The organism is Paracoccus zeaxanthinifaciens ATCC 21588, from assembly GCF_000420145.1.
Lineage (GTDB): Bacteria > Pseudomonadota > Alphaproteobacteria > Rhodobacterales > Rhodobacteraceae > Paracoccus > Paracoccus zeaxanthinifaciens.
Genome location: NZ_ATUJ01000018.1, coordinates 44,224 through 62,630 on the forward strand (window position 1 = coordinate 44,224; position 18,407 = coordinate 62,630).

The window sequence follows — 18,407 nt, forward strand, 5'->3', positions numbered from 1 at the left end:
CTTTCCTTCGGGTCCGCGTGGCACCGCCCGCGGGCATAATTCAATGGCAGGTCAGAACAGCGCGGCAAGGATCATCAGAACCGTCGCCCCCATTCCCACCGACCAGATGAGCGAACGTCCGGGCACCCAGCCCAGGACATAGGCGGGCACATAGAGGATGCGCGCGCCAAGATAGATCCACGCCATCAGCGCGGTGAAGAAGCTGCCCTGCTGGCCCATCGTCACGACGACCACGGCAAGGGTGAACATGATCAGCCCCTCGAAATGGTTGTTCAGCGCGCGCTGCAGTCGGCCTGCGCGACCGGGCAGGGGCTTGCCCGCCACGTCGTCGCGCGTGCCCATCGCGACGCGACGGCCCACGGTTTTCTGCGCCTCGATGGAATAGGCGACGAATTGGCCGAACTGCAGCAGTCCGGCCAGTGCGAGAACGGTCAGTTCGGGCGTCATGTCACGCGGTCTCCAGGAAATGCGCGTCGGTCGCGGTGACCCCGGCCTGCGAGGCGAAGACCGCCGCCGCGCCGTCCAGCCATTCGCGCGCCGATTTGGCGTCGTTGACCTGGAACAGCGCCCAGGCATGGCCCGCGCCTTCGGTCCACAATTGCAGAAGGGTCAGACCGGCATTGCCGCGATCCTCGGCATCCGCATCGAAGGCGGTCCGGAAACGGGTCAGGTCCTGAATGCCGTAACGGATGATGAGCTGCATGGCACTGCCTCGCATGTGGCGACCCGGATGTCGGGGCCGACAGGGTTGGAACCGGGCGCGAACGCCCCGTTCCTTTGGCTGGGTCATCGCCGCGCCCGTGTCAAGCGCGGCGCGGACGGATCAGAGATCCATCAGCAGGCGACGGGGATCTTCCAGCGCTTCCTTGACGCGCACCAGGAAGGTCACGGCGCCCTTGCCGTCGACGATGCGGTGGTCATAGGACAGCGCCAGGTACATCATCGGACGGATGACGATCTGACCGCCGACGACCATCGGACGTTCCTGGATCTTGTGCATGCCCAGGATGCCCGACTGCGGGGGGTTCAGGATCGGGGACGACATCAGCGAGCCATAGACGCCACCGTTCGAGATGGTGAAGGTGCCGCCCTGCATCTCGGCCATCGACAGCTTGCCGTCGCGACCCTTCTTGCCCAGCTCGGCGATCTCCTTCTCGATCGCGGCAAAGCCCTTCTGCTCGGCATCGCGAAGGACCGGAACGACCAGGCCCGAAGGCGTGCCGACGGCGACGCCCATGTTGACGTAGTTCTTGTAGACCACGTCGGTGCCGTCGATCTCGGCATTGACCTCGGGGACTTCCTTCAGCGCGTGGCAGCAGGCCTTCACGAAGAAGGACATGAAGCCCAGCTTGACGCCGTGCTTCTTCTCGAAGGCGTCCTTGTATTCGCTGCGCAGGCCCATGATGCCCGACATGTCGACCTCGTTATAGGTCGTCAGCATCGCCGCGGTGTTCTGCGCGTCCTTCAGACGGCGGGCGATGGTCTGGCGCAGGCGGGTCATCTTCACGCGCTCTTCGCGGGCGCTGTCGTCGACGGCCTTCGGTGCGGCGGCTGCCTTGGGCGCGCTGCTGGCCTTGGCGACGTCTTCCTTCATGACGCGACCGTCACGGCCCGAGCCCTGCACCTGGTCGCGGTCGATGCCCTTCTCGGCCATCGCCTTCTTGGCCGAGGGTGCGTCCTCGACGTCGCGCAGCTTCGTCTCTTCGGGGCCTGCGTTTTCCAGCACGGTGTCCTGCGCGTCCGACTGCTTGGCCGGGGCCGCGCCGCTGCCGCCTTCGGTGATGATGGCCAGCTTGGCCTTGGCATCGACGGTCGCGCCTTCCTCAGCGACGATCTCGGCCAGGACGCCTGCGGCCGGGCTGGGCACCTCGACCGAGACCTTGTCGGTCTCCAGCTCGCACAGCATCTCATCGACCTCGACGCGATCGCCGGGCTTCTTGAACCAGGTGGCCACGGTGGCCTCGCTCACGCTTTCGCCGAGCGAGGGCACCATCACGTCAACGGATTTGCCGCTCATCTTCTGTTCTTCCTCGGGTTTGGTATCGGCCTTGGGCTCGGCCGGCTTGTCCTTGGCGGCGGGGCTTGCGCCCGCGCCGGTTTCATCGATCTGCGCCAGCAGCGCGTCGGGGCCGACCGTCTCGCCTTCGGCGGCGACGATCTCGGCCAGGGTGCCTGCGGCGGGGCTGGGCACCTCGACGGTGACCTTGTCGGTCTCCAGCTCGCACAGCATCTCGTCGACCTCGACGCGGTCGCCCGGCTTCTTGAACCAGGTGGCGATGGTGGCCTCGGTGACGGACTCGCCCAGGGCGGGCACGCGGACTTCGGTGGTCATCGTTTATCCTTCCAGATTCAGCGCTTCGGCGACCAGCGCCTCTTGTTCAGCCTTGTGGCGCGAGGCCAGGCCCGTCGCGACCGACGCGGCGGCGTTGCGACCGGCATAGCGGGCGCGACCGTGCTTGGCACCCAGACGTTCCAGCACCCATTCCAGGTAGGGCTCGACGAAGGTCCAGCCGCCCTGGTTCTTGGGCTCTTCCTGGCACCAGACGACCTCGGCCTGCTTGAAGCGGCCCAGTTCCTTGACCATCGCCTGTGCGGGGAAGGGATAGAACTGTTCCAGGCGCAGCAGGTAGACGTCGGTGATCCCGGCCTCGTCGCGGGCCTTGAGCAGGTCGTAATAGACCTTGCCCGAGCAGACGACGACTCGCTTGATCTTCTCGTCCTCGACCAGCTTGGTGGGCGAGCTGCCGCGTTCGGCATCGTCCCACAGCACGCGGTGGAAGGTGCTGCCCGTCTGGAACTCCTCGGCGCGGCTGACGGCCATCGGATGGCGCAGCAGCGATTTCGGCGTCATCAGGACCAGCGGCTTGCGGAACCCGCGATGGATCTGGCGGCGCAGGATGTGGAAATAGTTCGCCGGCGTGGTGCAGTTCGCGACGATCCAGTTATCCTCGGCGCAGCCCTGCAGGAAGCGTTCCAAGCGGGCCGAGCTGTGCTCGGGGCCCTGGCCCTCGAAGCCGTGGGGCAGCAGCATGACCAGGCCGGACATGCGCAGCCACTTCTTCTCGCCCGAGGAGATGAACTGGTCGAACATGATCTGCGCGCCGTTGGCGAAATCGCCGAACTGCGCTTCCCACAGCACCAGGCTGTTGGGTTCGGCCAGCGAATAGCCGTATTCGAAGCCCAGCACAGCGTATTCCGACAGCATCGAGTCGATGACCTCGTAGCGGGCCTGACCGTCCTCGATGTTGTTCAGCGGATAGTAGCGCTCCTCGGTCTTCTGGTCGGTGAAGGCCGAGTGACGCTGGCTGAACGTGCCGCGCGTGCTGTCCTGACCGGCCAGGCGGACGCCGTGACCCTCGGTCAGCAACGAGCCGAATGCCAGCGCCTCGCCGGTGGCCCAGTCGAAGCCCTCGCCGGTCTCGAACATCTTCTTCTTGGCTTCCAGAAGGCGCGAGACGGTCTTGTGCATGTTATGCGTCTCGGGCGCGGTCGTCAGCGCGGTGCCGACGCGCGACATCAGCTCGGGCGCGATGCCGGTCTCGCCCGGAACGTATTCCGTGCCTTCGCGGGCCATGCCCGACCACTTGCCGTCCAGCCAGTCGGCCTTGTTCGGCTTGAAGGTCTTGCCGGCCTCGAACTCGTCGTTGAGGTGGTTCTGGAACGACGCCTTCATGTCGTCGATCTCGCCTTCCGGGATCAGGCCGTCCTTGACCAGCCGCTCGGTGTACAGCTGCAGCGTGGTCTTGTGGCCCTTGATGCTGTGATACATCGCCGGGTTGGTGAACATCGGCTCGTCGCCTTCGTTGTGACCGAAGCGGCGATAGCAGAAGATGTCGATGACCACGTCCTTGCGGAACTTCTGGCGGAACTCGGTCGCGACCTTCGCGGCATGGACCACGGCTTCGGGATCGTCGCCGTTCACGTGGAAGATCGGCGCCTCGACCATCAGCGCGATGTCGGTCGGATAGGGCGAGGTACGGCTGAAATGCGGCGCGGTGGTGAAGCCGATCTGGTTGTTCACCACGATGTGGATCGTGCCGCCGGTGCGGTGACCGCGGATGCCCGACAGCTGCAGGCATTCGGCCACGACGCCCTGACCCGCGAAGGCCGCGTCGCCATGCAGCAGGATCGGCAGGACCGAGGTGCGGTCCTTGCGGTCGCCCAGCTGGTCGCTTTTCGCGCGGGCCTTGCCCAGCACGACCGGGTTCACGGCCTCGAGGTGGCTGGGGTTCGCGGTCAGCGACAGGTGCACCGTGTTGCCGTCGAACTCTCGGTCCGAGCTGGCGCCGAGGTGGTATTTCACGTCGCCCGAACCGTCCACGTCCTCGGGCTTGAAGCTGCCGCCCTGGAATTCGTTGAAGATCGCGCGATAGGGCTTGGACAGCACGTTGGCCAGCACCGAAAGGCGACCGCGGTGCGGCATGCCGAACACGATCTCTTTCACGCCAAGCGCGCCGCCGCGCTTGATGATCTGTTCCATCGCGGGGATCAGCGCCTCGCCGCCGTCAAGGCCGAAGCGCTTGGTGCCCATGTACTTGACGTGCAGGAACTTCTCGAAGCCCTCGGCCTCGACCAGCTTGTTCAGGATGGCGCGGCGACCGTTGCGGGTGAACTGGATCTCCTTGCCGTAGCCCTCGATCCGCTCCTTCAGCCAGGCGGCTTCCTCGGGGTTCGAGATGTGCATGTATTGAAGCGCGAAGGTGCCGCAATAGGTGCGCTGCATCAGCTCGTTGATCTGGCGGATCGACGCGACCTCGAGGCCGAGCACGTTGTCGATGAAGATCGGGCGGTCCATGTCGCCGGGGCCGAAGCCGTAGGTCTCGGGCTTCAGCTCTCCGTGATCGGGGATCTGGCGCAGCCCGAGCGGGTCGAGATTGGCGTGCAGGTGGCCGCGGATGCGGTAGGCGCGGATCAGCATCAGCGCGCGGATGCTGTCCAGCACGGCCTGACGGACCTGGGCCTCGGACAGGCTGACGCCCTTTTCCTGGGCCTTGTCGGCAATCTTCTTGGCAGCGGCGCCGGCTTCCGCCTTGGCGGCGGCGGGCCATTCGCCGGTCAGGGCCGAGGTCAGTTCGTCCATCGGCATGGGCGGCCAGTCGGGGCGGGCCCAGCTTGCGCCTTCGGCCTCGCGCTGCGCATCGGACTGCGCGTCGCCCAAGTCGCGGAAGAATGCATCCCACGCCTGATCGACCGCCGCCGGGTCCTTGGCCCACTGGCCGTAAAGCTGTTCCACATAGGCGGCATTGGCGCCCTGCAGGAACGAGGAGTCATGGAATTCGGAGTTCTTTGGCTGATCGGTCATGGGTTGGTCCCCGTGTCAGGGCGTAAAAAAGGGTCAGGCGCAGTAGATGTCGAAAATACGTGCGCCGGGATCGGCGGTCGGGTCCAGTCGCGGTTGCTGCTGGATGCGCAGCGGCCTGCGACGTTCAAGCCCGCAGAGCGCGACGGCGGCGCGGCTTTCCGCGTTCGCGGGCGCTGCCGAGGGCTGGTAGATCACCCGCCAGCCGTAATCGCGACGCGAGACGGTCCGGACCGATTCAGCGGGAAGCCCGCTGGCCTGGTGCAGGTCGGTCCGCGCGGGAATGCCGCCGGGCAGGATGTCGGTGGTCATGCGCTCGCCGCAGGCGGCAAGCGTCAGCATCGCAAGCAGGGGCCAGGGCGCGGCAAGACCGGGCAGGGCACGGGCCCTGTCTGGCTGCGGCATTGCCGACTGGTGTTCCTGTGGTTGCACGATGCGTCCTTTGGGAAGTGACCCGTCCCCCCAACTTAGTCCGGGGGGACGGGCTGTCAAATCATCAGCCCTTGATGGCCTTCAGAACGGCTTCGCCCAGACCTGCGGGGCTGTCTGCGACGACGACGCCGGCCTTCTTCATGGCCTCGATCTTCGATTCCGCGTCGCCCTTGCCGCCCGAGACGATGGCGCCGGCATGGCCCATGCGGCGACCCGGAGGTGCCGTGCGGCCCGCGATGAAGCCTGCGGTCGGCTTCCAGTTGCCCTTGCGCTTCTGCTCGGCCAGGAACTCGGCGGCCTCTTCCTCGGCCGAACCGCCGATCTCGCCGATCATGATGATCGACTCGGTCTCGGGGTCGTCCAGGAACATCTGCAGCACGTCGATATGCTCCATGCCCTTGATCGGGTCGCCGCCGATGCCGACCGCGCTGGACTGGCCCAGGCCCACGTCGGTCGTCTGCTTGACGGCCTCGTAGGTCAGTGTGCCCGAACGCGACACGACGCCGACGCTGCCGCGCTTGAAGATCGAGCCCGGCATGATGCCGATCTTGCATTCGTCGGGCGTCATGATGCCCGGGCAGTTCGGGCCGATCAGGCGCGACTTCGAATTGATCAGCGCACGCTTGACGCGCATCATGTCGAGGACCGGGATGCCTTCGGTGATGCAGACGATCAGCGGGATCTCGGCGTCGATGGCTTCCAGGATCGAATCCGCCGCGAAGGGGGGCGGAACATAGATCGCGGATGCGTTGGCACCGGTCTTTTCCACGGCCTCGTGGACCGAGTTGAAGACGGGCAGGTTCAGGTGCTCGGACCCGCCCTTGCCCGGCGTGACGCCGCCGACCATCTGCGTGCCGTAGGCGATCGCCTGTTCGGTGTGGAAAGTACCCTGCGAGCCGGTCAGGCCCTGGCAGATGACTTTGGTATTCTTGTCAACGAGAACGGCCATCATGGCCTCCTTGCGTGAGGTGCGCCGACGCGCACCGATGTTCCAGAGGAAGCTGCGCCGCCGGGGCGCAGCCTGCTGCTCAGCCCTTCACGGCCTTGACGATCTTCTGCGCCGCATCCGACAGGTCGTCGGCAGCGATCACGTTCAGGCCGCTGTTCGCGATGATCTCTTTGCCCAGCTCGACATTGGTGCCTTCCAGGCGGACGACCAGCGGGACCTGCAGGCCGACTTCCTTCACGGCGGCGATGATGCCTTCCGCGATGATGTCGCAGCGCATGATGCCGCCGAAGATGTTGACCAGGATGCCTTTGACGTTCTGGTCGCTGGTGATGATCTTGAAGGCCTCGGTGACCTTCTCCTTGGTCGCGCCGCCGCCGACATCGAGGAAGTTGGCCGGCTCGGCGCCGAACAGCTTGATGATGTCCATGGTGGCCATGGCCAGGCCCGCGCCGTTGACCATGCAGCCGATCTCGCCGTCCAGCGCGATGTAGTTCAGGTCGAACTTCGAGGCGGCCAGTTCCTTGGGATCTTCCTCGGTCTCGTCGCGCAGGGCCATGATGTCGGCCTGGCGATAGAGCGCGTTGTTGTCGAAGCCCATCTTCGCGTCGAGGCACTTGAGGTTGCCCTCGGTGGTGACGATCAGCGGGTTGATCTCCAGCATCTCCATGTCCTTCTCGATGAACATGCGATACAGGTTCTTGACCAGCGCGACGCACTGCTTGACCTGCGGGCCCTTCAGGCCCAGGGCGAAGGCGACGCGGCGGCCGTGGAAGTCCGACAGGCCCGAGGCCGGATCGACGCTGAAGCTGACGATCTTTTCCGGGGTCGAGGCTGCGACTTCCTCGATGTCCATGCCGCCTTCGGTCGAGGCGACGAAGCTGACGCGGCTGGTGACGCGGTCGACCAGCAGGGCCAGGTACAGTTCGGTCTCGATGTCCGAACCATCCTCGATATAGATGCGGTTGACCTGCTTGCCCGCGGGACCGGTCTGGTGCGTGACCAGCGTGCGGCCCAGCATCTGGCGGGTCAGTTCCTCGGCTTCTTCCACCGACTTGGCCAGGCGGACGCCGCCTTTTTCACCGGCTTCGGCTTCCTTGAAGCTGCCCTTGCCGCGACCACCTGCGTGGATCTGCGCCTTGACCACCCAGAGCGGGCCGTCCATTTCGCCCGCGGCGGTCTTCGCCTCGTCGGCCTTCATGACGATGCGGCCATCGCTGACCGGCGCGCCGTACTGACGCAGCAGCGCCTTGGCCTGATATTCGTGGATGTTCATCTCGACCCCCTCGTTCGGTTCGACAGATTTGGGGCCTTGTCGCATATCGTGACGGGCAGATGAAACGAATTCCCCTGAAAATCGGTAAAACCGGCGGCATCTCGCCCAATGTGATCACACGAGGAAATACTGTGATCACGAACGCCCGGTCCGATAGCGAAAACATCGCGACTCGTAAGGGCGGAACGCGAAGCGGCGCGTCCGGGGACGCGCCGCCAGGCATGTTCAGGTCAGCAGGGGATCAGGCGAGCGAGCCGTCGATGCCCTTGCAGGCCTCGACCAGGCCCTTCACGGCGTCGACCGACTTGTCGAACATCGCCTGCTCTTCCTTGTCCAGCTTGATGTCGACGACACGCTCGATGCCGTTCGCGCCGATCACGGTCGGAACGCCGACATACATGTCCTTCAGGCCATAGGCGCCGTCCACGTTCGCCGCGCAGGGCAGGACGCGCTTCTGGTCCTTCAGATAGGCCTCGGCCATCTCGATCGCGCTGGTGGCGGGGGCATAGAAGGCGCTGCCGGTCTTCAGCAGGCCGACGATCTCGGCGCCGCCGTCACGGGTGCGCTGCACGATGGCGTCCAGCTTCTCCTGCGTGGTCCAGCCCATCTTGACCAGATCCGGCAGCGGGATGCCGGCGACGGTCGAGTAGCGGGTCAGCGGGACCATCGTGTCGCCGTGGCCGCCCAGCACGAAGGCGGTGACGTCCTTCATCGAGACGCCGAATTCCAGCGACAGGAAGTGGCGGAAGCGCGCCGAATCCAGCACACCGGCCATGCCGCAGACCTTGTTCGCGGGCAGGCCCGAGAACTTCTGCAGCGCCCAGACCATGGCGTCCAGCGGGTTGGTGATGCAGATCACGAATGCGTTCGGGGCGTGCGCCGCGATGCCTTCGCCGACCGATTTCATGACCTTCAGGTTGATGCCCAGCAGGTCGTCGCGGCTCATGCCCGGCTTGCGCGGGACACCGGCGGTGACGATGCAGACGTCCGCGCCCGCGATGTCGGCATAGTCGTTGGTGCCCTTCAGCGTGGCGTCGAACCCTTCGGAGGGGCCGGATTCCGCGATGTCGAGAGCCTTGCCCTGCGGGGTGCCTTCGGCGATGTCGAACAGGACGACGTCGCCCAGTTCCTTCATCGCGGCCAGATGCGCCAGCGTGCCGCCGATCTGCCCCGCACCGATGAGTGCGATCTTGGGTCGGGCCATGTGTAACCTCCGATACATGGGTCGTTGTCGCAGTCGGGTTAAGCCGTTGCCGTGGGAATCGCAAGTGTCGGGACACGGCGCTTGCCTTCGCGGCCCCCTCGCGCCATCCATTGCAGCATCTGCAAGGGGGGATTGCATGCTTCTGGACCTGGGAACCGGGGGATGGGCGCTGGCCCTGATCGCCGCATCGGCCATCGGGCTGGCCAAGGGTGGGCTGGCGATGGCGGGAATCATCTCGGTTCCGCTGCTGTCGCTGGTGCTGTCCCCGGTGCAGGCGGCGGGCGTGCTGCTGCCGGTCTATGTCATCTCGGACGTGGGCGGGCTGCTGGCATTCCGGCGCAATTTCGACACCGAGGTCCTGAGGAAATCGCTGCCGGGGGCCGTCGGCGGCATCGCGCTTGGCTGGGCGACGGCCAGCATCGTGCCGGTCTGGGGCGTCACGCTGATCGTCGGGCTGATCGGCTTCGCCTTCGCGCTGAATGCGCTGCTGCGCCCGAAGATCGGCGGCCTTCCGCAGCGCCCGCGCTGGTCGCAGGGCAGCCTGTGGGGCGGGCTTGCGGGCTATACCAGCTTCGTCAGCCATTCGGGGGCGCCGCTGTGGCAGGTCTATGCCCAGCCGCTGCGCATGACCCCGCTGATCTTCGCGGGCACGACGACCTGGTTCTTCGCGATCGGCAACTGGATCAAGCTGCTGCCTTATGCGCTGCTGGGGCAGCTGTCCGCGCCGAACCTGGTGACCTCGGCGGTGCTGATGCCCGTTTCGCTGGTGGCCGTCTGGGTCGGGCTGCGGCTGGTGCGCATCATACCGCAGGCGCTGTTCTACAAGCTGCTGACCTGGGGCCTGCTGATCGTGTCGCTGCGGCTGATCTGGCAGGCACTGGCTTGATATTCTGCGATGCGGCAATTTCACCCTTGCCATATCTGGCGCGAATATGCACCTTGACGCAACAATGTTGCGAGGAGGAATTCATGGCGCGTCCCTACCGGTCGGTTCTCTATATCCCTGCGGCGAATGCGCGGGCGATGGACAAGGCGCGCGGATTGCCTGCCGATGCGATCATCTTCGACCTCGAGGATGCGGTCGCGCCCGACCAGAAGGTGGCGGCGCGCGATGCGCTGCGGCAGGCGCTTGCGCAGGATTACGGCCCGCGCGCGCGCATCGTTCGGATCAATGCGCTTGCGACGGAATGGGGCAGGGCCGATGCCGTGGCCTGCGCCGACCTTCCCGTGGATGGCGTGCTGATCCCCAAGGTGGACGGCCCCGAGGATCTGGACGCCGTGGCCGAGCTGCTGCCCGACGCCCCGCTCTGGGCCATGATGGAGACGCCCCTGGGCATGCTGAACGCGGGCGCCATCGCGGCGCATCCGCGGCTGTCGGGCATGGTCATGGGGACGAACGACCTGGCGAAAGAGATCGGCAGCCGCTTCCGCGCGGACCGTCTGCCGATGATGGCGGGTCTGGGCCTGTGCCTGCTGGCCGCGCGGGCGCATGGCCGGGTCATCGTCGATGGCGTCTTCAATGCCTTCAAGGACGAGGACGGGCTGCGCGCCGAATGCGAGCAGGGGCGCGACATGGGCTTCGACGGCAAGACGCTGATCCATCCGGCGCAGCTGGCGGTGGCCAACGCGGCCTTTGCCCCGACCGAACCCGAGATCGACCTGGCCCGCCGCCAGATCGAGGCGTTCGAGCAGGCTCAGGCCGCGGGGCAGGGCGTCGCCGTCGTGGACGACCGCATCGTCGAGAACCTGCATGTCGAGACCGCGCGCCGCACCATCGACCGGGCCCAGGCGATTGCGGCCATGGCGGAATAGGGGCAGTCTGCGACCGAAGACGCATTCAGCGAAAGGAAGCCAGATGCTGATCCTGATCCTCGGCGTGGCCCTGTGGTGGGCGGCGCATCTGTTCAAGCGGGCGGCCCCCGAGACGCGCGCGAAGCTGGGCGATCCGGGCAAGGGCGCGGTGGCCGTCGCGCTGGCGCTGTCGATCGTGCTGATGACGGTCGGCTACAAATCCGCGGTCGGCTCCTTCCTGTGGGGGCCTTCGTCCGCGACGGTCGGCATCAACAACCTGCTGGTCCTGATCGCGTTCTACCTGTTCGCCGCATCGGGGATGAAGACCCGCGTGACGGCGCTGACGCGGCATCCGATGCTGTGGGGCTTTGCCGTCTGGGCCTTCGCGCATCTGCTGGTCAATGGCGACACGCCCTCGATCATCCTGTTCGGCGGGCTGCTGGCCTGGGCGCTGGTCGAGATGCAGGTGATCAACCGCGTGTCGGATCATGTTCCGCCGACCGGTCCCTTCCCCGTCAGGAAAGAGATCATGGCAGTCGTCGGCGCCGTGATCGTCATGCTGGTCGCAGCCACCATCCACGGCCTTGTCGGCCCCTCGCCATTCGGAGTTTCGTAAGATGCCCAAGATCTATCGCCTGCTGACCGAGGACGATACCGCCGCCTTCTGCCACAAGGTCAGCGACGCGCTGGCCAAGGGCTGGGTGCTGGAGGGCAGCCCCAGCATGGCCTTCGATGCCGCGCGCGGCGTGATGCGCTGCGCACAGGCCGTCACCAAGGAGATCGAGACCGAATACCACCCCGACATGAAGCTGGGCCAGCAATGACCAAGACCAATCCGGGCCGCTTCTTCGAGGATTACGCGATCGGGCAGGTGATCCGCCACGCCGTGCCGCGCACGCTGGCCGAGGGGGAAAGGGCGCTCTATCACGCGCTCTACCCGGCGCGGCATGCGCTCTATTCCTCGGACGAGTTCGCGATTTCCTGCGGGCTGGACGGCAGCCCGATGGACGATCTGCTGGCCTTTCACACCGTGTTTGGCAAGACGGTCCCGGATGTCAGCCTGAACGCCGTCGCGAATCTGGGCTATGCCGAGGGGCGCTGGCTGCTGCCGGTCTGGCCCGGCGACACGCTGCGCGCCGAATCCGAGGTGATCGGCCTCAAGCAGAACTCGAACGGGAAATCGGGCGTGGTCTGGGTGCGCACGCGCGGGCTGAACCAGCAGGACGAGGTTGTGCTGGAATATGTGCGGTGGGTCATGGTCCGCCGCCGCGAAGAAGGGGGCGATGCGCCCGAACCCGTGCTGCCGACGCTGTCGGGTGTCGTCGCGCCCCAGGACATCGTGGTTCCAGAGGGCTTGAACTTCGACGCCTACAATACTGATCTTGCAGGTGAAACGCACCGTCTTGGCGATTACACCGTCGGAGAGCTGATCGACCATGTCGATGGCGTCACCATCGAAGAGGCCGAGCACATGCTGGCCACCCGGTTGTGGCAGAACACGGCCAAGGTGCATTTCGACGCCACCAATCGCGATGACGGCCGGCGGCTGATCTATGGCGGCCATGTCATCAGCATGGCGCGCGCGCTGTCCTTCAACGGGCTGGCCAATGCGCAGATGATCGTCGCGCTGAACGCGGGCGCGCATGCCAATCCGTGCTTCGCGGGCGATACGGTCCGTGCCTGGTCCGAGGTACTGGACAAGGCGCAGACCGACGTGCCGGGCGTCGGCGCGATCCGCCTGCGGCTGGTCGCGACCAAGGGCATGGTGGACGGGTTCGCCCTGAAGGACGCGGCGGGCCGTTACCTGCCCGAGATCCTGCTGGATCTGGATTACTGGGCGCTGATGCCGGAATGAACCGGTGCTTGCGCCAGCCCCGCGGCGGTGCGACGGAAAACTGTGATCACGCGACGGTTTTGCGTGATCACAAAACATGTTTTCCGCGTCATTTCGGCGCGTGGGCTGGAAACTTCCGATGACAGATGGAATAACTTCCACATAGATACACGGCAAATGCCAGCCCGCCCGGCCAGCCCTGCCTTCTGGGACGACCTTGGCGGGACCTGCTGAACCGACAAAGGAGGGCCGCCATGGCCGACGTGAACCGGGGTAACCGGCCGCTTTCCCCCCACCTTCAGGTCTACAAGCTGCCGCTGGCGGCGATCACCTCGATCATGACGCGGATCACCGGCCATGCGCTGGTCGCAGGCGTCGTGCTGCTGGCATGGTGGCTGGTCGCCGCCGTCAGCGGGCCGGGCGCCTTCGCCGCCGCCGACTGGGTCGTGCGATCCTGGCTGGGCTTCCTGATCCTCACCGCCTCGACCTGGGCGCTGTGGTTCCACGCGCTGGCGGGCATCCGCCACCTGTTCTACGATGCGGGCATGGGCCTCGAGATCCACGAGGCCGAGAAGGCGTCCTGGGCCATCATCATCGGTTCGGTCGCGCTGACGCTGCTGAGCCTCATCATCTTCTTCATCAGCTGAGGCGAGGGTTTCATGCGCTACATCACCCCCCGCAAGGCGGCCCAAGGGCTTGGCTCGGCGCGTTCGGGCACGCATCACCACTGGCAGATGACGGTCAGCAGCTATGCGCTGATCATCCTGACGCCGCTGTTCCTGATCGCGGTCGGCGCGGGCATCGGCCTGCCGCGAGAGGAGCTGATGGCCCATTTCGGCCGTCCGTTCCCCGGCGTCGTCACGGCGCTCTTCATCATCGTCGGCATGGTGCACTTCATCAAGGGCACGCGGATCATGCTGGACGACTATCTCTACGGCAACGTGAACAAGCTTGCGATCGTTGCCTCGAACATCTTCGGGTGGGGCGTCATCGCCGCCGCCGTCTTCGCGCTTGCGAAGATGGCCTTCACCACCCCCGCGATCTGAGGACGACATGGCTTCCTACGAAACGCATACGCATGATTACGATGTCGTCGTGGTGGGCGCCGGCGGCGCGGGCCTTCGCGCCACGCTCGGCATGGCCGAACAGGGCCTGCGCACGGCCTGCGTGAGCAAGGTCTTCCCGACCCGCAGCCACACCGTGGCAGCCCAGGGCGGCATCGCCGCATCGCTGTCGAACATGGGCCCCGACCACTGGCAGTGGCACATGTACGACACCGTGAAGGGGTCGGACTGGCTGGGCGATACCGACGCCATGGAATACCTGGCGCGCGAGGCCCCCAAGGCCGTCTACGAGCTGGAACATTACGGCGTTCCCTTCAGCCGTACCGAGGATGGCCGCATCTACCAGCGTCCCTTCGGCGGTCACACGACCGAGTTCGGCGAAGGCCCCCCGGTGCAGCGCACCTGCGCCGCCGCCGACCGGACCGGCCACGCCATCCTGCACACGCTGTACGGTCAGTCGCTGAAGCATAACGCGGAATTCTTCATCGAGTATTTCGCGCTGGACCTGATCATCACCGATGGCCGCTGCACCGGCGTGGTGTGCTGGAAGCTGGATGACGGCACCATGCACGTCTTCAACGCCAAGATGGTGGTGCTGGCGACGGGCGGCTATGGCCGTGCCTATTTCAGCGCGACCAGCGCCCATACCTGCACCGGCGACGGTGGCGGCATGGTCGCCCGCGCGGGCCTGCCGCTGCAGGACATGGAGTTCGTGCAGTTCCACCCGACCGGCATCTACGGCTCGGGCTGCCTGATCACCGAGGGCGCGCGCGGCGAGGGCGGTTACCTGACCAACAGCGAAGGCGAGCGCTTCATGGAGCGTTACGCACCGACCTACAAGGACCTGGCCAGCCGCGACGTCGTCAGCCGCTGCATGACCATGGAGATCCGCGAAGGTCGCGGCGTGGGTGCCGACAAGGACCACATCTTCCTGAACCTGATGCACCTGCCGCCGGAAACCCTGCACGAGCGTCTGCCGGGCATCTCGGAATCGGCCAAGATCTTCGCGGGCGTCGATGTCACGCGCGAACCGATCCCGGTGCTGCCGACCGTGCACTACAACATGGGCGGTATTCCGACGAACTACTGGGGCGAGGTGCTGGCACCGACCGCCGACACGCCCGACGCGGTGTTCCCCGGCCTGATGGCCGTGGGCGAGGCCGGCTGCGCATCGGTCCACGGCGCGAACCGCCTCGGCTCGAACAGCCTGATCGACCTGGTCGTCTTCGGCCGCGCCGCCGCCATCCGCGCGGGCCAGGTGATCGACCGCGAAAGCGCCATCCCCTCGACCAACCAGGCCGAGGTCGACCGTGCGCTGGACCGCTTCGACACGCTGCGCAACGCCACGGGCGGCACCTCGACCGCGGAACTGCGCGACAAGATGCAGCGCACGATGCAGGCCGACGCGGCGGTGTTCCGCACCGACAAGACCCTGGCGGAAGGCGTCGACAAGATGACCGAGATCGCCGGCATGATGGATGACCTGAAGGTCACGGATCGCGGGCTGATCTGGAACACCGACCTGATGGAGACGCTGGAGCTGACGAACCTGATGCCGAACGCGATGGCGACCATCGTCGCCGCCGAGGCACGCAAGGAAAGCCGCGGCGCCCACGCCCACGAGGACTGGCCCGAGCGGGATGATGCCACCTGGCGCAAGCACTCGCTTGCATGGGTCGACGGGAACAAGGTTAAACTCGACTATCGGCCTGTCCACATGGATCCGCTGACCACTCAGCGAGAGGGCGGGATCGACCTGCAAAAGATCGCTCCGAAGAAAAGGGTTTACTGATGCGCACGAAGATCTACGCGGCACTGGCCGTTTCCGCAGTCACGCTGGCGGGCTGTGTGGCCCCGGTGCAGACGACCGCACCGGCCGTCCCCTCGGCCCCGGCTGCCGCACCCGCGGCACCGACCCAGCTGGACGAGGCATCGCGCCAGCTGGCCCGCAACGCCGTGAACACGGAAATGCAGTCGCGCCTGGCCGGTTCGGACACCACGCCCTACACGAACTGCGTGATGCAGAACGCGACCACCGCCGAACTGATCGACATCGCCCAGATGTCCGCAGCCGGCAGCAGCACCGCCGACAGCGTCGCCGCGATCGTCTCGCGTCCGGCGACCACGCAGTGCATCGCCTCCGTGGCGCGCTCGGCCTGACATGATGCGCGCGCGGCACATGCTCTGGCTTGCACCGCTTGCGGTGCTGGCCGCATGCGGTCCGATCCCGGTGGATCAGGCCGAGCGCGTGTGCCTGCGCGATGCGGAACTTGCCCAACGGCCGCGCGGAAGCGTGGCCGTCGGTGCGGCCTCCGGATCGGGCGGCGGGATCGACGGCTTCGGCCGGGTCGAGCTGGAGATCGGAAGCGACTACATCATGGGGCGCGACCCCTCGGCCGTGTTCGACCGCTGCGTGCGCCGTCGTTCCGGCGAGTTGCCGACGCGGCCTCTCTATGACCAGCCGGGATGGCGGGGCTAGGGCATGGCGCAGCGTCCGCTCATCTTCCATATCGGGGTCCAGAAGACCGGCACGACATCGGTGCAGCGCTTCCTGGAACAGGCCGCGCCGCAGATCGCCGATCGCGTGATCCTGCGCACCCCCGCCGAAGGGACGCCCATGCGCCCCCTGGGGCGTGCGGCCGTGGCCTTCAGCCTGGCACCGGGCAAGGACCGCCGCGAGGCGCTTGTCGCCGCGCTGGACGAGGTTCTGGACACCATCCCGCAGGGCGACCAGCCCGTCCTGATCAGCCACGAGAACCTGTCGGGCGCGATGCCGGGCAATGGCGGCGAGACCGGTCTCTATCCCGTGCTGCCGCGGCTTCTGAAGCAGTTGGACCGTGCCGCGCAGGACCGGAGCTTCGATCCCCGCTATGTCATTTGCACGCGCGAGATGGAGGACTGGCTGCCCTCGGTCTGGGCGCAGGCGGTCCGCACCGACGGCTACGCCGGCAGCTGGGCCGATTTCCGTGCGGCGACCGCCGATCTGCCGGATTGGCCGAACCTGGTGCGGCGCATCGAGAATGCCGTGGGCGAGGGGCGCGTGACCCATCTGCACGGCCCCGACGACACGGCCCGCCACCTGCTGCGCCTGGCCGGGTTGTCCGATGACCGCATCGACGCGCTGCCCCCGCTGGCCGATCGCGCGATGGAGCGGCTGAACGACAATGCCACCGAATTCCTGCGCCAGCTGAACCGGCTGGAGCTGAACCCCCATGCCCGCGACCGGGTCGCAGAACTCGTCGCGCGCTCGCAACATCTATTCACGGCCCAAGCGCCGTCCGAAGGCACTCTCTGAAAGGAGCACCCAATGGTCCAGTTCACTTTGCCCAAGAACAGCCAGATCACGGTCGGCAAGACCTGGCCCAAGCCCGAGGGCGCGACCAATGTGCGCAAGTTCAAGATCTATCGTTGGGATCCCGATACCGGCGAGAACCCGCGGCTGGACACCTATTTCGTGGATGTCGACAAGTGCGGGCCGATGGTGCTGGACGCGCTGATCAAGATCAAGAACGAGATCGACCCGACCCTGTCCTTCCGCCGGTCCTGCCGCGAGGGGATCTGCGGGTCCTGCGCGATGAATATCGGCGGCGGCAACAAGCTGGCCTGCATCTTCGGCATCGACGAGGTCAAGGGCGACATCTCGATCTATCCGCTGCCGCACATGCCGGTGGTCAAGGACCTGGTGCCGGACCTGACGCATTTCTATGCGCAGCACGCCTCGGTGAACCCCTATCTGCAGACGAAATCGCCGACCCCCGCGAAAGAGTGGAAGCAGTCGATCGAGGACCGCAAGAAGCTGGACGGCCTCTACGAGTGCATCATGTGCGCGTCCTGCTCGACCGCGTGCCCGTCCTACTGGTGGAACGGCGACCGTTACCTGGGGCCGGCCGCGCTGCTGCATGCCTATCGCTGGATCATCGACAGCCGTGACGAAGCCACGGGCGAGCGTCTGGACGAGCTGGAGGATCCCTTCAAGCTGTATCGCTGCCACACGATCATGAACTGCACCAACACCTGCCCGAAGGGTCTGAACCCCGCGAAGGCGATCGCTTCGATCAAGCACATGATGGTGGAACGTTCGGCCTGATTGCGTCCCGCGACGGCCGGGGGGCGAACCCCCCGGACCCCCGTGGGCGGTCGCGTCAGAAATCGATCGCTGGAATGAAGAAGGGGCCGGAGATTTCTCCGGCCCCTTTCGCTTGGGTGCGGTGGGCTGTTGCTTAGGCTCCAGACTCATTGATGGTCACAGCCAGAACATGACGGTGGCAGCGAGAGCGACGGCGGAGAGGAAGACCTTTGGGCATCTATCGTAACGTGTCGCTACTCGCCGCCAGTCCTTCAACCTACCGAACATGATCTCTATGCGGTTGCGTCGTCTGTAGCGTCGCTTGTCGTATTTGACGGGCTTGCCGCGGGACTTCCGGCCCGGGATGCAGGGCCTGATCCCCTTGTCTTTCAGGGCGTCGCGGAACCAATCCGCATCATAGCCTCGGTCGGCGAGCAGCCAGTCCGCCCGAGGCAGGCTGCTCAGCAGCGCGGCTGCACCGGTGTAATCGCTGAC

The 18,407-nt window shown here is 66.1% G+C and carries 20 protein-coding genes and 1 pseudogene; 12 read left to right on the top strand and 9 right to left on the bottom strand.

The window, feature by feature from the left end:
* Positions 1-51: 51 nt before the first annotated feature.
* From F804_RS0114130 to mdh, 8 genes are all read right to left on the bottom strand, one after another.
* Positions 52-447, bottom strand: coding sequence for an MAPEG family protein (locus F804_RS0114130; RefSeq protein ID WP_022708401.1), 396 nt, complete (start codon positions 445-447; stop codon positions 52-54).
* A gap of 1 nt (position 448) precedes the next feature.
* Positions 449-703 carry a hypothetical protein gene (locus F804_RS0114135; RefSeq protein ID WP_022708402.1) on the bottom strand — a complete coding sequence of 85 codons (255 nt, stop codon included), beginning with the start codon at positions 701-703 and terminating at the stop codon, positions 449-451.
* Positions 704-823: 120 nt separating this feature from the next.
* Positions 824-2,332, bottom strand: a complete 1,509-nt coding sequence (odhB, locus tag F804_RS0114140) for a 2-oxoglutarate dehydrogenase complex dihydrolipoyllysine-residue succinyltransferase (RefSeq protein WP_022708403.1) — start codon at positions 2,330-2,332, stop codon at positions 824-826.
* A 3-nt stretch (positions 2,333-2,335) separates the two neighbouring features.
* A complete protein-coding gene (locus F804_RS0114145; RefSeq protein ID WP_022708404.1) occupies positions 2,336-5,302 on the bottom strand; it encodes a 2-oxoglutarate dehydrogenase E1 component in 2,967 nt (988 codons plus the stop codon).
* Between the two features lie 33 nt (positions 5,303-5,335).
* Positions 5,336-5,731 (bottom strand): hypothetical protein, encoded by a 396-nt coding sequence (locus tag F804_RS0114150; protein WP_156845256.1) that lies wholly within the window; start codon positions 5,729-5,731, stop codon positions 5,336-5,338.
* Between the two features lie 64 nt (positions 5,732-5,795).
* Complete coding sequence (gene sucD, locus F804_RS0114155; protein ID WP_022708406.1) at positions 5,796-6,680, bottom strand: succinate--CoA ligase subunit alpha; 885 nt, start codon at positions 6,678-6,680, stop codon at positions 5,796-5,798.
* 79 nt (positions 6,681-6,759) lie between these two features.
* Positions 6,760-7,953 (bottom strand): ADP-forming succinate--CoA ligase subunit beta, encoded by a 1,194-nt coding sequence (sucC, locus tag F804_RS0114160; protein ID WP_022708407.1) that lies wholly within the window; start codon positions 7,951-7,953, stop codon positions 6,760-6,762.
* 241 nt (positions 7,954-8,194) lie between these two features.
* Positions 8,195-9,157 (bottom strand): malate dehydrogenase, encoded by a 963-nt coding sequence (mdh, locus tag F804_RS0114165; protein ID WP_022708408.1) that lies wholly within the window; start codon positions 9,155-9,157, stop codon positions 8,195-8,197.
* A gap of 136 nt (positions 9,158-9,293) precedes the next feature.
* On the opposite strand from mdh, the gene F804_RS0114170 reads away from it, so the two are divergent.
* From F804_RS0114170 to F804_RS0114225, 12 genes are all read left to right on the top strand, one after another.
* On the top strand, positions 9,294-10,043 hold the full coding sequence (locus tag F804_RS0114170) for a TSUP family transporter (RefSeq protein ID WP_022708409.1): 750 nt from the start codon (positions 9,294-9,296) through the stop codon (positions 10,041-10,043).
* A gap of 83 nt (positions 10,044-10,126) precedes the next feature.
* Positions 10,127-10,969 carry an HpcH/HpaI aldolase/citrate lyase family protein gene (locus F804_RS0114175; protein ID WP_022708410.1) on the top strand — a complete coding sequence of 281 codons (843 nt, stop codon included), beginning with the start codon at positions 10,127-10,129 and terminating at the stop codon, positions 10,967-10,969.
* 43 nt (positions 10,970-11,012) lie between these two features.
* A complete protein-coding gene (locus tag F804_RS0114180) occupies positions 11,013-11,564 on the top strand; it encodes an NnrU family protein (RefSeq protein WP_022708411.1) in 552 nt (183 codons plus the stop codon).
* A gap of 1 nt (position 11,565) precedes the next feature.
* The gene (locus F804_RS0114185; protein ID WP_022708412.1) at positions 11,566-11,772 is read left to right on the top strand and encodes a DUF1737 domain-containing protein; all 207 of its coding nucleotides are present in this window, start codon (positions 11,566-11,568) and stop codon (positions 11,770-11,772) included.
* Complete coding sequence (locus tag F804_RS0114190) at positions 11,769-12,803, top strand: MaoC family dehydratase (protein WP_022708413.1); 1,035 nt, start codon at positions 11,769-11,771, stop codon at positions 12,801-12,803. Before F804_RS0114185 ends, F804_RS0114190 begins: the two co-directional genes overlap by 4 nt.
* A gap of 233 nt (positions 12,804-13,036) precedes the next feature.
* A complete protein-coding gene (gene sdhC / locus F804_RS0114195) occupies positions 13,037-13,429 on the top strand; it encodes a succinate dehydrogenase, cytochrome b556 subunit (RefSeq protein WP_022708414.1) in 393 nt (130 codons plus the stop codon).
* Between the two features lie 12 nt (positions 13,430-13,441).
* A complete protein-coding gene (locus F804_RS0114200) occupies positions 13,442-13,828 on the top strand; it encodes a succinate dehydrogenase, hydrophobic membrane anchor protein (protein ID WP_022708415.1) in 387 nt (128 codons plus the stop codon).
* Positions 13,829-13,835: 7 nt separating this feature from the next.
* The gene (sdhA, locus tag F804_RS0114205; RefSeq protein ID WP_022708416.1) at positions 13,836-15,638 is read left to right on the top strand and encodes a succinate dehydrogenase flavoprotein subunit; all 1,803 of its coding nucleotides are present in this window, start codon (positions 13,836-13,838) and stop codon (positions 15,636-15,638) included.
* Positions 15,638-16,006, top strand: a complete 369-nt coding sequence (locus tag F804_RS0114210; RefSeq protein ID WP_022708417.1) for a hypothetical protein — start codon at positions 15,638-15,640, stop codon at positions 16,004-16,006. The genes sdhA and F804_RS0114210 overlap by 1 nt, the downstream gene beginning before the upstream one ends.
* A 19-nt stretch (positions 16,007-16,025) precedes the next feature.
* On the top strand, positions 16,026-16,325 hold the full coding sequence (locus F804_RS0114215; RefSeq protein ID WP_022708418.1) for a hypothetical protein: 300 nt from the start codon (positions 16,026-16,028) through the stop codon (positions 16,323-16,325).
* 3 nt (positions 16,326-16,328) lie between these two features.
* Entirely contained in the window at positions 16,329-17,141 is an 813-nt protein-coding gene (locus F804_RS0114220) for a hypothetical protein (RefSeq protein ID WP_022708419.1), read from the top strand.
* A gap of 12 nt (positions 17,142-17,153) precedes the next feature.
* Positions 17,154-17,933: a succinate dehydrogenase iron-sulfur subunit gene (locus tag F804_RS0114225; RefSeq protein ID WP_022708420.1), complete on the top strand. Its 780-nt coding sequence runs from the start codon at positions 17,154-17,156 to the stop codon at positions 17,931-17,933.
* 156 nt (positions 17,934-18,089) lie between these two features.
* Here the strand turns inward: F804_RS0114225 and F804_RS0114230 are convergent.
* Positions 18,090-18,407, bottom strand: a pseudogene (locus F804_RS0114230) (IS5-like element ISPze1 family transposase); the annotation flags it as partial.

Excerpts from the sequence above, each read along its gene's own strand:
- F804_RS0114130 (WP_022708401.1), bottom strand. The coding sequence starts at position 447 with ATGACGCCCGAACTGACCGTTCTCGCACTGGCCGGACTGCTGCAGTTC.
- F804_RS0114135 (WP_022708402.1), bottom strand. The coding sequence starts at position 703 with ATGCAGCTCATCATCCGTTACGGCATTCAGGACCTGACCCGTTTCCGG.
- odhB (WP_022708403.1), bottom strand. The coding sequence starts at position 2,332 with ATGACCACCGAAGTCCGCGTGCCCGCCCTGGGCGAGTCCGTCACCGAG.
- F804_RS0114145 (WP_022708404.1), bottom strand. The coding sequence starts at position 5,302 with ATGACCGATCAGCCAAAGAACTCCGAATTCCATGACTCCTCGTTCCTG.
- sucD (WP_022708406.1), bottom strand. The coding sequence starts at position 6,680 with ATGGCCGTTCTCGTTGACAAGAATACCAAAGTCATCTGCCAGGGCCTG.
- sucC (WP_022708407.1), bottom strand. The coding sequence starts at position 7,953 with ATGAACATCCACGAATATCAGGCCAAGGCGCTGCTGCGTCAGTACGGC.
- mdh (WP_022708408.1), bottom strand. The coding sequence starts at position 9,157 with ATGGCCCGACCCAAGATCGCACTCATCGGTGCGGGGCAGATCGGCGGC.
- F804_RS0114170 (WP_022708409.1), top strand. The coding sequence starts at position 9,294 with ATGCTTCTGGACCTGGGAACCGGGGGATGGGCGCTGGCCCTGATCGCC.
- F804_RS0114175 (WP_022708410.1), top strand. The coding sequence starts at position 10,127 with ATGGCGCGTCCCTACCGGTCGGTTCTCTATATCCCTGCGGCGAATGCG.
- F804_RS0114180 (WP_022708411.1), top strand. The coding sequence starts at position 11,013 with ATGCTGATCCTGATCCTCGGCGTGGCCCTGTGGTGGGCGGCGCATCTG.
- F804_RS0114185 (WP_022708412.1), top strand. The coding sequence starts at position 11,566 with ATGCCCAAGATCTATCGCCTGCTGACCGAGGACGATACCGCCGCCTTC.
- F804_RS0114190 (WP_022708413.1), top strand. The coding sequence starts at position 11,769 with ATGACCAAGACCAATCCGGGCCGCTTCTTCGAGGATTACGCGATCGGG.
- sdhC (WP_022708414.1), top strand. The coding sequence starts at position 13,037 with ATGGCCGACGTGAACCGGGGTAACCGGCCGCTTTCCCCCCACCTTCAG.
- F804_RS0114200 (WP_022708415.1), top strand. The coding sequence starts at position 13,442 with ATGCGCTACATCACCCCCCGCAAGGCGGCCCAAGGGCTTGGCTCGGCG.
- sdhA (WP_022708416.1), top strand. The coding sequence starts at position 13,836 with ATGGCTTCCTACGAAACGCATACGCATGATTACGATGTCGTCGTGGTG.
- F804_RS0114210 (WP_022708417.1), top strand. The coding sequence starts at position 15,638 with ATGCGCACGAAGATCTACGCGGCACTGGCCGTTTCCGCAGTCACGCTG.
- F804_RS0114215 (WP_022708418.1), top strand. The coding sequence starts at position 16,026 with ATGCTCTGGCTTGCACCGCTTGCGGTGCTGGCCGCATGCGGTCCGATC.
- F804_RS0114220 (WP_022708419.1), top strand. The coding sequence starts at position 16,329 with ATGGCGCAGCGTCCGCTCATCTTCCATATCGGGGTCCAGAAGACCGGC.
- F804_RS0114225 (WP_022708420.1), top strand. The coding sequence starts at position 17,154 with ATGGTCCAGTTCACTTTGCCCAAGAACAGCCAGATCACGGTCGGCAAG.